6 protein-coding genes and 2 pseudogenes are annotated in these 14,123 nt (G+C 66.0%); 4 read left to right on the top strand and 4 right to left on the bottom strand.

Annotated elements, in window-relative coordinates:
- Positions 1-222: 222 nt before the first annotated feature.
- Positions 223-2,724, top strand: a complete 2,502-nt coding sequence (locus FMQ63_RS13925; RefSeq protein WP_026114178.1) for an Ig-like domain-containing protein — start codon at positions 223-225, stop codon at positions 2,722-2,724.
- A 43-nt stretch (positions 2,725-2,767) separates the two neighbouring features.
- The gene (locus FMQ63_RS13920; protein WP_011556089.1) at positions 2,768-7,315 is read left to right on the top strand and encodes a myxosortase-dependent M36 family metallopeptidase; all 4,548 of its coding nucleotides are present in this window, start codon (positions 2,768-2,770) and stop codon (positions 7,313-7,315) included.
- A 458-nt stretch (positions 7,316-7,773) separates the two neighbouring features.
- Here FMQ63_RS13920 and FMQ63_RS13915 read toward each other — a convergent pair whose 3' ends face one another.
- The 3 genes and pseudogenes from FMQ63_RS13915 to FMQ63_RS37410 form a co-directional block, all read right to left on the bottom strand.
- Positions 7,774-9,222 carry an FAD-binding protein gene (locus FMQ63_RS13915; RefSeq protein ID WP_011556088.1) on the bottom strand — a complete coding sequence of 483 codons (1,449 nt, stop codon included), beginning with the start codon at positions 9,220-9,222 and terminating at the stop codon, positions 7,774-7,776.
- 251 nt (positions 9,223-9,473) lie between these two features.
- Positions 9,474-9,704 (bottom strand): annotated as a pseudogene (locus tag FMQ63_RS13910) (IS66 family transposase); the annotation flags it as partial.
- Positions 9,705-10,053: 349 nt separating this feature from the next.
- Positions 10,054-10,212, bottom strand: a pseudogene (locus FMQ63_RS37410) (transposase); the annotation flags it as partial.
- 681 nt (positions 10,213-10,893) lie between these two features.
- On the opposite strand from FMQ63_RS37410, the gene FMQ63_RS13900 reads away from it, so the two are divergent.
- Both FMQ63_RS13900 and FMQ63_RS13895 read left to right on the top strand, forming a co-directional pair.
- Entirely contained in the window at positions 10,894-11,151 is a 258-nt protein-coding gene (locus tag FMQ63_RS13900) for a hypothetical protein (protein WP_020478499.1), read from the top strand.
- Between the two features lie 30 nt (positions 11,152-11,181).
- Positions 11,182-12,378: a lecithin retinol acyltransferase family protein gene (locus tag FMQ63_RS13895; protein WP_052296520.1), complete on the top strand. Its 1,197-nt coding sequence runs from the start codon at positions 11,182-11,184 to the stop codon at positions 12,376-12,378.
- Positions 12,379-12,574: 196 nt separating this feature from the next.
- Here the strand turns inward: FMQ63_RS13895 and FMQ63_RS13890 are convergent, their stop codons facing one another.
- The gene (locus FMQ63_RS13890) at positions 12,575-13,954 is read right to left on the bottom strand and encodes a DUF1254 domain-containing protein (protein ID WP_020478498.1); all 1,380 of its coding nucleotides are present in this window, start codon (positions 13,952-13,954) and stop codon (positions 12,575-12,577) included.
- Between the last annotated feature and the right edge of the window lie 169 nt (positions 13,955-14,123).

Raw genomic sequence — 14,123 nt, 5'->3', positions numbered from 1 at the left:
TGAGGGACTTCCAGGGGCGCCCCCGATGGTGCGCGCCACCCGAATCCGTACCGTTTCGTTTCCAACTCCATGGTTGCTGTTCGTCGCACGCGCGGCGGTTTGCTGCAGAGAGGTCCATCCATGTCAGTGCGTTCCCGTTGTCGTCTGCTTCATCCCGCGTTGCTGGGGCTGGTCGCGGCGGCAGTCCTTGCCGGCTGCAGTAGCGAGAAGTCCTCCCCCACCGTGAAGTCCCTGCGGATTTCGCCTGAGAGCTTCTCGCTCGCCGTGGGCATCGGCGCGGACGTCACCGCGACCGCCACCTTCTCCGATGGCAGCACGCGGGACGTCACGCGTGAGGCCTCGTGGTCCTCGACGGATGCCGCCATCGGTACGGTGTCATCCGAGGCGGGCGCCGCGCCCCAGGTGCGCGCGCTGGCCAAGGGGCAGACGACGCTGAGCGCGACCTACTCCGACGTCTCCGCGCAGGCGCGGCTCGACGTGACGGATGCCACGGCTGTCGCTCTCTCCATCGAGCCGAAGGACTTGTCGCTCGCCGCGGGCCTCACGCAGCAGCTCGCCGCCACGGCTGCGTTCTCGGATGGCACTTCACACGGGCTCACCAGCGATATCACCTGGTCCTCCTCGAACGAGGCGATTGCCGCGGTCTCCGAGAGCGGCCTGGTTCGCGCCGGTTCACCCGGCGAGGCCACCCTCAAGGCCCGGTTCGGCACGCTGGAGGCCACCGTCAAGGCGACCGTCACCGCGGCCGTCGTGACGTCGGTGGCGGTGACTCCGGGTGACGCCTCGATGGCTCGGGGCAGCACGATGATGCTGACCGCCATGGCGACGCGCTCGGATGGCACGACGGTGGACGTCTCCAATGAGGCCACCTGGAGCTCCAGTGATGCGAGCATCGTGTCGCTGAACAAGCGCGTCGCGAGCGGCGCCGCGCTGGGGGGGGGCCGAGTCACCGCGACCTTCGCGAGCGTGAGCGGCGGCACCGAGGTGACGGTCTCCGAGGCCGCCGCGCTCGCCGTCACGCCGGCGGCGAGCATGCTGATTGAAGGCCACCCGAGCCAGCTCCACGCCGAGGCCACGCTGTCCAACGGCCGTACCCAGGATGTCACCGCGAGCGCCGCCTGGACGAGCGACATGACGGACGTGGCCGTGGTCTCGATGACCGCATCCACGCGTGGGCAGGTGACGCCGGTGGGGCAGGGCTCCGCCACCATCACCGCGACCTTCAACGGACTTCGCGGTACCGGCCAGGTGAGCGTGTCGAAGCTGAGCATCACCAGCGTCGTCCCGACGTTCCAGACGATGGAGGATGGGGTGGTCTCCTTCACGGCGCGGATCACCAAGGCCCTGCCGCCCTCCACGAGGCTGCGGTGGCGCGTGTCGGTGATTCGTCACAACCCGCCGGCCGATCTCCACCTGCCCCCCACCGATAGCCCCGTGGTGGGCCAGCCGGTGCGCTACTTCTCGGGCGCCGCGGGTGAGGTGGCCGACCGGCCGGAGACGTGGACAGGCGGCTCGGAGACCGACGCGAGTGGCGCGGCCTACGTGGGGCAGGATGCGGGCTTCGAGGTGGTCTCGACCGGGCTTCAGGGCGCGGAGGGCCACACGTACTCCTTCCGCACGCGGTTCGCCATCAAGGGCGACTACTCGTTCCACCTCGAGCTGTTCGAGGTCGGCGCCGGGGGCGAGCTGGTTCGAATCGGCGACGCCACGGAGCTGAGCGCCACCGTGGGGACGATGCGCGCGACGGATGACTCCGAGCTGCTGCTCTTCACTGCTTCTCCCTCGGCGGAGGCCCAGACGGAGGAGGAGTCCTTCCCGCAGGCGTTCGCCGTGCGCCCGGATGGCTCCCAGTTCCGTCAAATCACCCAGGCGCCCACGCCGTTCTTCTCTCCGCGAGACGTCCACTCGGAGGTGATTCGTTCGCCGGACCGCAAGTCGGTGGTCTGGGTGGACGGGCGAGACAAGTTCGGGGGCATCTACTTCCAGGGGCTCCTCTACATCGCGGACGCGGACGGAAGCCGGGTGCGGCGCCTCACCCAGGCGAGCTCGTCGCTGTGCGGAGAGCGCATGCCGGAGTACTCGCCGGATGGGCAGTGGATTTCGTTCATGAGGTCGTGCTCTCGCGACCCGTACCCGGGACGTGATGGCCTCGAGTTCACCTTCATCATCCGCGCTGACGGGACGGACGAGCGGCGCGTCCTCATCAGTGGCATCAACGACATGCCGCCACCCGTTCCCATCTCGCCGCTGGTCTTCTCCTCCTTCTCGCGCGACAGCAAGACGCTCTACACGGTGCAGTACGCGACGAAGGGCGCCCAGCTCTGGGCCTTCTCGCTGGAGGATGGGAGCGCGCGCTCCATCATCAACTTCTCCGTCCAGGGACAGGAGATGGCCTCCATTGTGCGGTTCCCGATGGAGCTGCCCAACGGCGACCTGCTGTACCACTACTGGAACGAGGACGTGTGGACGGACACGTGGCTGGAGCGCATCCGGCCTGACGGCACGGGCCGCGAAATCGTTCGGCCCGTCATGCGCGGCAGCAGGGGCGAGTTGCTCCAGTCCCTCTTCACGCTCTCTCCCGATGGCACGAAGGTCGCCTACACCGAGCGGGACCCGGTGACGGGGGTCAACACCATCATGGTGTCCAACATCGACGGCTCGGAAGCCGTCTCCATGAAGAACCCTCCGGCCTACTTCGTGCGGCGCATCTTCTGGGCTCGCTAGCGCGCGTGCCGAGCCCCCCCATCCATCTTCCGAGGTCCATCTCGTGAAATCGCTCTTCAAGAACCTCGCCGGTGTCGCGCTGGCGTTCGCGGGCACGCAGGCGGGTGCCGATTCCCTTCCCAACTACGATGCACTGCTGGAGCGCTCGCCCGCTCCCGGAGCACGCTCGCTCCTGGAGGACAGTGGGAGTCTGGGCGGACAGGTGCTGCACCGCGAGCACCGGCTCGGCGTGCCGACCTTCGTCTGGGCCTCGCGGCCCGCGCAAGGTATGGCGTTTCCCCCGTCGCTTCGCGCGGCCAGCGACTACGCGCGGATGTCTCCGGCGACCGCGGCCCGGCTCCAGCTCGATGCGCTGGCTCCGTTCCATGGCGGCCGGTCGCTCTCGCAGGTGGGGACTTCGGTCGCCAGCGTTCGCCGGAGCCCGCTGGGCTCCTCGGTGGTGACGCTGCGGCAGGAGGTGGGGGGAGTCGAGGTGTTCCGTGGCACCGTCAACCTGCTCCTCGACAAGGAGAACGTGCTGGTGGCCGCCTCAGGTCACCTCTCGCCGGACGTGGGGCAGGGCAACAAGAGCCCCGCGCGCGCCTTCCGGATGGGGGCTCCCCAGGCCGTGGCCGCGGCGTTCGCGGACCTGACGGGGCAGTCGCTCGATGCCGGCCTGTTGCGGCTCACGGGCGGGGCCTCGGGCCGCTACTCGCATCATGAGCTGGTCCCCTATGCCCGGCCGCTCCCGGTCGGGTTGCGCATCCCCGCTCGAAGCAAGCCGGTACTCTTCCAGCTTCCCGAGGGACTGCTCCCCGCCTACTACGTGGAGCTGAACACGGGCGCCGCGGGCTCCTCGGCCTCGGACTACTACTCGTACGTCATCGCCGCGGAGGACGGCCGGGTGCTGTTCCGCAAGAACCTCACGGAGGACGCGGCGCACAGCTACCGCGTCTGGGCGGATGCCACGTCTCCGTTCACTCCGTTCGCCGGACCGTCGGGCAACTCGCACATCCCGCACCCGACGGGGACGCCGGATGGCGAAGTGCCGCTCTTCGTCGAGCGCAACCTGGTGACGCTCGACAATGCGCCCTTCAGCCGCAATGACCCGTGGCTGCCCGTGGACGCCAGGGAGTCGGTGGGCAACAACGTGGACGCGTACGCGGACCTGGCCGCGCCGGACGGGTTCAGCGAAGGGGACATGCGCGCGGCCCTCTCGGGGCCCGCGACGTTCGACTATCCGCACAGCTTCAACCTGCTGCCGTACGAGACACCCCAGCAGATCCAGTCCTCCGTCACGCAGTTGTTCTATGTGAACAACTGGCTGCACGACGCGTACTACGACGCGGGCTTCAACGAAGCGGCGGGCAACGCCCAGCATGACAACTACGGGCGCGGAGGGCTTGGGGGTGACAGCATCCGGGCGGAGGCGCAGGACTTCGGTGGCGTGAACAACGCCAACATGTCCACCCCGGCCGATGGTGCCCGCCCGCGGATGCAGATGTTCATCTTTCCCGGAGGCACCGCACAGAGTTCCGTCGAAGTGACGGCCCCCGCGAGCATCGCGGGACCGTATACGTTCGTCTCCTCGCAGTTCGCCCCCCGCGTGTTCTCGGTGTCCGGCCGCGTGGTCGAAGGGCTGGATGCGGAGAACGCCGACGGGCCTTCCACCACGGATGGCTGTACGGCGCTCACCAACGCCGCGGAGGTGGAGGGGAACATCGCCCTCTTCGACCGAGGCACCTGCAGCTTCCATCGGAAGGCACTCACGGCCCAGGCGGCTGGGGCCATCGGGGTCGTCATCGCCAATATCGATGGCATGGCCATGCCCGAGGGGATGGGCATCGAGAACGGGCTCTCGCCGTCGCGCATTGGCGCGGTGATGATTCCGAAGGGGGACGCGGACCGCATCCGGGGGACGCTCACGGAGGGGGTGCAGCTCTCGATGATTCATCGCCCCGAGGGTGACCTGGACGGCACCATCGACACGAGCATCGTGGCGCACGAGTGGGGGCACTACATCAGCAACCGGCTCGTCCATGACGGAGCGGGCCTGGGCACCAACCAGGCGCGCAGCATGGGAGAGGGGTGGGCGGACTTCCATGCCCTGCTGCTCTCGGTGCGCGAGGAGGATGCGCAGGTCGCCTCGAATCCGAACTGGACGGGCGTCTTCCCGGTGGGCGACTTCGCGACGCGGAACATGAGCGCGGACGCCGCCTACTTCGGGATTCGCCGCGTGCCCTACTCGGTGGACTTCCGCAAGAACCCGCTGACCTTCAAGCACATCTCCAACGGAGTCCGTCTTCCCAGCGGCGTGCCCTATGCCTTCGGAGCGGATGGGAGCAGCAACGCCGAGTACCACAATGCCGGCGAAGTCTGGGCGACCATGCTGTGGGAGTGCTACGTCGGGCTGCTGCGTGACTCCTCGCGGCTCTCGTTCAACGAAGTCCAGCGGCGGATGATGAGCTACCTCGTCACCGCGTACACGCTGACCCCGGCCTCGCCGACGTTCCTGGAGGCTCGCGACGCGCTGCTCGCGGCGGCCTATGCGGGAGACCCGGCGGACTACCAAATCTTCGCGGAGGCGTTCGCTCGGCGTGGCGCGGGAATCGGCGCGGTGGCGCCGGACCGGGTCTCCACGAGCCATGCGGGCGTGGTGGAGAGCTTCCGCACGGGCGCGGACGTGGTGTTCGTCTCGGCGGAGCTCACCGAGGACGGTAGCGAGAACACCTGCGACGCGGACGGGTATCTGGACAACGGCGAGAGCGGCGTGCTGCGCGTCACGCTGCGCTCCACGGGCACCGCCCCGTTGCAGGCGACGAGCATCACCGTCTCGTCGAACAGCCAGGCCGTGCAACTGGCCAATGGTGGGGCGGCGAGCTTCCCCGCCATGGGGCTGTACGAAACGGCCACGGTGGAGGTGCCGGTGCGGCTCTCGGGCGCGGCGCCTCGCTCGGTGGTCGACTTCAACATCTCCTACCGCGATGCCAACGGGGTGGCTGCCGGTGACAAGAAGGCGACGCTGAGCGTCAAGGTGGAGCAGGACGAGCTCCCTGCGGCCTCGACGACCGAGAGTGTGGATGCGCGGCTGCTGCCCTGGACGATGACGTCCGCGATGGGCGGCGTCTCCTTCACCGTGAACGAGGAGGCCGGGACTCAGCGCTTCTTCCATGGAGAGGACGTGGGGCGCGCCGCGGACTTCGCGCTCGTCTCGCCGCCGCTCCATGTGGGCAAGGCGGGCTTGTCGTTCACCTTCCGCCACCGCTACGCCTTCGAGGCGTCAAGGGGAGAGTACTTCGACGGCGGCGTCATCGAGCTGTCGGAGGATGACGGCCAGACGTGGACCGATATCGGAAACCGCATCACCTCCAACGGGTACAACGTCACGCTCACGAACTACGAAGGGAACGTCAATCCGCTCACCGGGCGCCGAGCCTTCGGCGGTGCGAGCTTCGCGTTCACGCAGAAGCAGATGGTGACGTCGAGCGTGAACCTGGGCACCGCCTTCGCGGACAAGGTGGTTCGCATCCGCTTCCGCATTGGCACGGATGAGGCGGCCGGGGGCTTTGGCTGGTTCATCGATGACATCGCCTTCACGGGGTTGGCGAACACGCCCTTCACGGCGCTGGTGGACGAGCAGGGGGTCTGCACGACGGGCCATGTGGATGCGCAGGCGGGCGAGGACCTGGCGGTCGATGAGCTGTCCGTGGTGCAACTGCAGGGCAGCGGCAGCAGCCTGGCGGGTGGTGCGCTCACGTACCGCTGGGAGCAGGTGGCGGGTCCCTTCGCCGCGATGAGTGGCGCGGACACGGCCACGCCCAGCTTCACCGCGCCGGAGGTGCTGGCCGATACCATGCTGACCTTCCGCCTGACGGTGCTGGACGGCGGTCTGCGGGACAGGGACACGGTCCAGGTGCTCGTGCGCCAGGTGAACAAGGCGCCGGCGGTGTCCGCGGGCACCGCGCAGACGGTGGACGAGGGGAGCACGGTGACGCTCCAGGGAAGCGCGGAGGACCCGGACGGCGACGCGGTGGTCAGCCAGCAGTGGACGCAGGTCTCCGGCCTGCCCGTCACGCTGACGGGCGCTGATACGCTGACCCCGAGCTTCACCGCGCCCGCGGTCGCCAAGGGGAGCGCGGAGCTCGTCTTCCAGCTCGTGGTGAGTGACGGGCAGTTGAGTGGCGAGGCCGCGACGGTGAGTGTGACGGTGCGCCACGTGCCGCTCGCGCCCACCGTGAGCGCGGGGGACGATGTGGCCACCTTCTCGGCGAAGTCCGTCACGCTGACGGCCACGGCGACGGACCCGGAGCAGGGGACGCTGACCTACGCGTGGAGCCAGAGCGAGGGCCCCACCGTGACGCTCCAGAACGCGACGCAGGCGCGTGTCCAGTTCACCGCGCCTGAGGTCTCAGCCGCAACGGAGTTCGTCTTCGTGGTGAAGGTCTCCTCGGAGAGTGGCCTGTCCGCCGAGGACCGGGTCACGGTGACGGTGAGCCCGGCGCCCCCGGCGCCGAAGGAGTCCAGCGGTTGCTCGTCCACCGGGACGACTGCCGCGCTCCCGCTGGCGATGGCGTTGCTCTCGCTCCTCGCGTGGAGGCGGCGCGAGGACTGACGCCGTCCTGACGTTGCCTTGAAGCAGTGAAGAGGGGCGGTGGCACATGCGCCATCGCCCCTCTTGTTGAATCGCTCATGAGCGGTGTGCGCCCCTTCGGTCCTGCTCGGGAAGGGAGGCCACGGTGAGTGACAGCGATGATGCGCGGGATGCGCGGCGACTCACTCGTTTTGAAGCCGAACTGCCTCGTGAGTGGGCTCCAGCGCATCGTCGCGCCGGCCCAGGACGAACAGATGGCCGCCCAGGTTACCAAGACTCTTGGGAAGGTGCGCCAGTCAGGGGCTCGCAGCAAATGTAACGAGTCTGAGCCTGCCCCGCGAAATCGGGGCAAGCCCAGATGAACCCACCCACTTGCCACGGCGGAGGTGTACGTGCCCTGAGCGCACAGCCTCTCCCCTCGGAGCCGCTCCCAGGGGATGCGACCCCGAGCACGAGGAGGCCCCTTTGGGAGGCGTTGATCAGAAGATACCTTGTCCCGGCGTGAGGATGTGGTCCGGGTCGTAGCGCCGCTTCGCGTGCTCGAACCGCTCCCAGCCGGGGTGGAAGTGGCGGCGCCAGTCGGCGGGGCTCAAGGGCAAGGCATCCACGGGATACATCTTCCCGCCGATGGCCGTGAGCCGGTCGAAGATGGCGCGGTTCTTCCGCAGGAGGGATGCGACGTTCTCCGGCGTCGGTGGAATGGCGGTGCGCAGCAGCGAGAAGAGGAAGACGTGTCTGTCGTTGGGGGTGCGTAGGAAGGGCGTGGTCAGCTCCGAGGAGCGGAAGGGGTAGAGGAGGATGGGCCCCTGCCCCATGTCGGCCTCGGTGGTCTGCGAGAGGACCTCCTGGACGAAGGACTCGGCGGACCGGGCGGGGACGAACATGTCCAGCCACGGATGGGGGAAGCCCCAGACGCCGAGTTGCTTGAGCAGTTCGACCAACGGCGCGAGCCGGTTGGCGAAGTCGAAGTAGCTGCCGTCGCTCACCTGGAGCGTTCCCGGCTGGAAGCCCAGGCCCGCGAGCAGTCTCGCATCGTTCGGCTCCGAGCCCGGCGTGAAGTACTTCACCACCTCGAGCTGATACGCCCGACCCCCGTTGGAGGCGACGGCGGAGCCCTCGACGTAGTCGAAGCGACCGTCCTCGATGAGCCGCCGCTGGTCCTCCATGAAGCGGTGGAGGTCGTTGTACAGCGCGGTGTACGTCCGAGCGCGGGGCGGCACTTCGACGAGCCGCACTCTCGCTCGTACGATGATGCCGAACTGGCCCAGGCCCGAGCGCACGGCGTCGAACAGGGGCCGCTCACGCCAGCGCGAGCACCGCACGAGCTCACCCCGACCCGTGACGACGTCCATTTCCAGGACGTTGTCCACCTGGAGGCCCCAGCGAAACGCCTGCCCGCCGATGCCCCCCGCAGACTGCGTCCCACCGACGCTCAGCTCGATGTAGTCGGTCAGCACCGGCGGGCTCTTGCCGTGGGGAAGCGAGGCCTGGAGCAGCTCGTGCCACCGGACGCCCGCATCCACCCAGGCGCTGTTCTCGCCAATCTCGTGGACGGTCGACAGCGTGGACATGTCGATGACGATGCCCGCCGCCACCTGGGACTGGCCGAAGGTGCTGTGGCTCTCACCGAGGCCCCGAGCGGCGGCGATCTTCACGCCCTGGCGCCGCGCGAAGCGGACCATGGCCACGATGTCCTTCACCGAGCCGGGAACGAGCACCGCCCACGGCGTGCGGTGGAGGATGTGACCGAAGTCCTCTGTGGCCGCGGTCCGCGACGCTGTGTCCATCAGCAACTCGCCATCGAGTGGCGGCAGGGGGACCGCGCCAGCCTCCAGCGTGGAGGCCCAGCTCCGGCTCATGGGATTGAATGCGACTGCCACCAACGCACCTTGGAGCAACGTCCTCCGGGAGACGGTTCGACTCGACATTCACTCCTCCTTCTGCGTCGGAGATTTCTATCCCGAGGCCGCCCCCCCAACAATTGCCCTCTCCCCTCGGACTCCATCGCATGTGTGCAACGCGTCAGTCCCGAGCATGGGACGAACGGGAGCCGTCCTGCGCCGCGCTTCCAGGGCGGTTCCCCCGACGGCGCGCTACTGGCGGTGGGCGGCAGCCACTGAGTCAGAGGTAACTGGTCACCGGCGCATGCAGCGTTCTCAAGCTGAATCGCCTCGGGAGTCGGCAGCAGCGAGGGCGTAGGATGACGACGCCGATGAGCATGCATGGTGTCCGTCAGGAAGTTCAGGGCACCGCGCCGTTGCAGCTTGAGGGTGGTGACGGCCGTGAGGATTCGCTCCACGAAGCGACTGCCCTCGGGGCCTTGCGTGTCAAAGGACGTCTTCCTGTACATGACGGCGTGGCGCAGACACCTCTCGCCGAAGCTATTCGTTGGCTCCAGGCCCGGCACATCCGCCGAGGCGACAACTTCCCTGACACAGGGGGAGTCCTTCCGTAATGAGCTGAAGCGCCACCGCGAGGCGATGGGCCGCTTAGGACAGAGCTCAAGGCGGTGGAGTCCGTGGCTCGCGACTTCCTGCCGTGGGCGTGTCTCTCCCGAGTGCGCCCATTGTTCACGTCGAGCCCGTGGACTGGAGCGCCGCTTTTCAGACCGGGGAACGACGCGCCGTTCTTAGCGCTGTTGCTGACGAGGTGAGGCCGGTTGGCCCTGCTGCGGGGCGCCGCTTCCGCTCATGCAGCGCTGCATCCCTCCCGCCATGAAGTGAAGGCTGCCGGGGCATGGCTGTTCACTTTTTCTCTGCGACACGCTCGCGGAGTTGTGCGCGGCCCGCGCGCGACTGAAGACGTGAGCGAAGGCGCTTCTGGAGCCGCTCGTCGTCGCCCATCGTGACGCTGTACCCCTTGCCGGACGCGGCTTGAGTACAACTGGGGTGCAGATTGCACGGCCCGCAGGCTTCCGGGCCTACGTGCACGCCGGCGCCGGCTCGCCACGTCAGCGAGCGACAAGCCTCCCGCCGGCTGCTGGCCTGCCTCTTCTTCAGCTCGCCGCGCCCCCTGAACGCCTACCGCGCGAGAGACGGTGCCGAAGGCTGAGAGGGCAGTCGCCGGAGCGGAGGGGCTGGTGTCTCCAAGGGCGCTCTCAATCGGTCATCGTTGCTGGGCGAAGTAGGCGACGACGCAGCGGAGAACTCCCTGTGCCGTCCGCTCCGGACAACTATTCGCAATGGCCTGGAAGACAAGGGTGCGGGATTGGGGAGCGAGCGCAGCCAGTTCGGACGCAGCCCAGGCCTCTACCTGCTCACGGCCCAAATGCCCGAAGGGGCTGCCCCGGAGGTAGTTGCGGACGGCCAGCGGGCTGATGCTTTCCGGCCTTGAGGGAGGCTTCATGCTGCGCCAGATAACGCGAGCCCCCTGGGCTAGCTGCTCCGCGACTTGGCGCGCGAGTTCCTCCCCGAAACTCAAGGCGAGTTGCTCCACGAGGGATCGCCACAATGGCTCCCCATTTCCCTGGAACGAAGTGTCAAGTGTTGACATCGCAGTTTCCCCTTCAGCCGCTTCGAACTGCGGGCTCGATGAGGAAGATGCTGCGCCGACGAAGTGTACTGCAAGGGAGAGCTCATTCCACGAGCCAGGAGACCCTCATGAACTTCAATCCAATACAGGGGATTTCCAAGGATTTGGAGCAAGTCTACCGAACGCTATCCAAGCGGCATCTCTATGTCCTGGACGCCTGTCCGGCTGAGATGAACGGGGAACATGGCTACCTTGGAGTCAGCAGCGGGCTGTACACGCGCGTGTGGTTTGACACGACAGAGGACAGCAAGACGTTGTTTTCCTCATTTGACAAGCGCACTGCCCGCGAGAAGTTTCACCAGCTTCGCAAATTGTACGGACGCTGATGCGTGCCGAATAGGCGAGGAATAGGCTGCATGGCCAGGGCGGACCATATCAAGGTTGCGCGGAGCACTTTTTGGCACCACGGCATTGATCTTGGAGATGGCTCGGTAGTCCATTTTACCGGATTCGAAGGCGGCCGAAAGAGCACGGGATGCATCCGACGTACGCTCCTGCGGGACTTCATCGGTAAAGGGAAGTCAGAGGTCGTCGATTACACCACACCTGTGCATGTAGTGGACCACACGTGCCTCATTGCGTTGGGAATGCTCAGGAAGGGGGGCTACAGTCTCTCCTTCAATAACTGTGAGCACTTCGCCACCTACTGCAAGACAGGGAAGCACGAGAGCCAGCAGGTGGCGGAATCCATCCAGCGGATTCAGTTCTTCACCCGAGGGGCCGTCTGCAACCCTGCGTTCCTGATAGCCGGCCCCCTTGCTGAACTTATCTGGCGAGGGGGGCGCGCTGGCGCCTTTCATTTCAGACGGTTCGTCCGTCGCCTGAAAGAGGAAGCCAAGGAGGCGGCCGAGGCCATTGAGATTGGGGAGGTCTCGTGGACATTTTTCCGGCTCATGCGCACATTCGTGGATGCGGGCGGGCAGCACTTCGTATTGCACACCTCGGGGCAGTGGTTCAGCGTCGGCACAGCAGGCGAACTCACTCCGATCGAGGAGCCTTCAGAAGCTCAATCGCTGATGTACGTCAGCCGAGAATGGCTCGCCTACCCGCCCAAGCTGGATTGTGGGCCGGTCAAAGTGCGTGAAGATGCTGGGGGGTGGTGGCTCCTTGATGGCAGCGGCAGCGCGACGCACCCGCTTCCCGCTGCTCTGGCGCTGACCTCAGGTGCCCCACCTGCTCCGTGGCTCGGCCATGCACCACTCGGAGCGCTGAACGCACAACTGGAAGCTCCTGATTCACTGGGCGAAATCCAAGCTGCGGTTGCGGAGGTCCATCGACGCGGTACAGGAACGTGGCTCACCCGCCACCTCCTGCGAGAAGTTGCGGAGCAGGAAGCATCGGGGTTTCCGGAACAGATACGACCAGCCTGGCAGCAGATTCGTCTCCTGGCTGCCTTGAGTCTTAATCAGATCAGGGAACCTGTGCCGAGAGAGGGTGACACACCCACTGTCGTCTTCTTGTCAAGGACCGGGTCCATGGTTCGCATGAGGTTCGACCAAGCGGATCGCGCTGATGAGCCGTCCGGGAGCGGCGATTCGAGTTCGCAGCGCTGACAAGATGGGGGCGGCCACGCGGTGGTCTGCCCCCCGATTCTCGGACCCGTTGAAGAGTGAGAGAGTCCTCGCGGCCAGGAGGTAGGTCGGTCGTGAGGAAAAGCAGGTTTACCGAGGAGCAGATGGTCCGCATCCTGCGTGAGTCAGGCCCGCCTGGAGATGGGAAACGCGAGCGACTCCGGCGTACCAGCGCGGGTCAGGTGCTCTCCTCCGACACTGAGCCCGCGCGCTTCATCGGAGGGGGAATCCACCTGTCTGCGCCTTCGTATGCGCGAGGCTCCGGGACGTAGAGTCGCATGACCGCGTAGAACGGGGCAGCAGGGGCTGGCAGCCAGTTCTTCTTCTCCCCGTCCTCCTTCCGGGGGCAAGCCTTCTGGAGGTAGAAGGTGAGGGAGCCGTCTTCCCCAGTCTTGAACTCGCCCATCTCCAGCATCGCGCTGTTCACCAGATACCGCTTGATGGGGTTGTTGATGAGCAATTGGGTCTTGGCGTCATACATCGTGATGGACCAGAACGCCTGGGCCGGTGGCATTTCGTCTTTGGCGAGGGTGATCGTGTATTTAGACGTCGAGCCATCCGGTATCTGACCCGCATCATCCACGCTGTACATCGGATAGATGGCTTCCTGCTTGGAGTTTCCGTAGATTCCGATCTTCGCTCCCGCGAAGCGGTACAGGTAGTTGTTGTTGTTGGATTCCCGCGCACCGAAAAAATCGTTTGAGTCCGCCTCGCCTGTGGCGACTTCCTTGTTGAGGTCCTCGAACTCCTTCCATGCATCGGCAATGCCTTCTTCGAAAGCCTTAAGCATGTCGGGGCTCAGGGACTTCACATCGAACGGCAGGCCGGCGCCAACTCCGATTCGAGCGAAACGCTCCATCAACCCCACCTCGGTGGGATTGGTGGGGCAGAATTGGAGCATGAAATTGATGACGCCGAAGACCTCGGGTGTCTTGCTCTTATCTCCGGTAATGGGGAGCGGCCAACTGATGGGAAGTGCTTGGGGCGGCTTCGAGTCCCCGCGAAACTCACTCAGGGTCTGGACCTTGTACTGACTCTGGAGGTCCTGGACTGCAGAGATTTCATCAGGTTCGAAGAGTTGCGTGCGTCCGATAAGCAGGGCGAAATGACTCGCGCTGTAGCAGATGCCAGCGAAATCGGACCTGTCCCCGCCGCTCTCCCACGAGGGGCCCGCCAGCAGGAAGTGGCCCCCACCGTTCCCGGTAGCCCGGGTGCCGATGTAGCTGAAGTTGTACGTGTAGAGGTCGATCAACTGGAACGAGAAGTAGCGGTTGTCCGGCACCATGGCCGGCACGCTGATCACCAATGGCTCTGCTCTGAGATCCGCGGTGATGAATGAGTAGGGGGTATCGGAGTTCGGCGTCACGATGGCCGTATCCGCCGGGGTGAACACCTTGGAGTCATTGAAGATCTGATTGAAGGGAGCCTTGTAGTTCGGGTTCTCCGGATCAATGGAGTAGGCATAGATCGTGTTGTAATTTTCGGAGAGAGGCCATCCATACAGATAGGCATCCTTGGCAATAGCGCGCGCCTCGGTGAGGCTGATTGTGATAGGCATACCGCTCCTGGGTTTGGGGAGCTGAAACGATATGGAGTTTGAACATCCCGTCGCAAGCGACAAAAATCACGCGCCTGCGTTTTCCAACGGGGTGTTGCTCAGGTGGATGATGATGGGTGACGCAACGAGTTGGGCAGTGCTTCTCGACTCGGGGGGCAGATATCTCCCA

The sequence above is a fragment of the Myxococcus sp. CA005 genome, assembly GCF_006518205.1.
In the GTDB taxonomy this organism is placed as follows: Bacteria; Myxococcota; Myxococcia; order Myxococcales; family Myxococcaceae; genus Myxococcus; species Myxococcus xanthus.
Note: the sequence above shows the minus strand (reverse complement) of the source record. Positions and strands in the feature narration are given on the sequence as shown.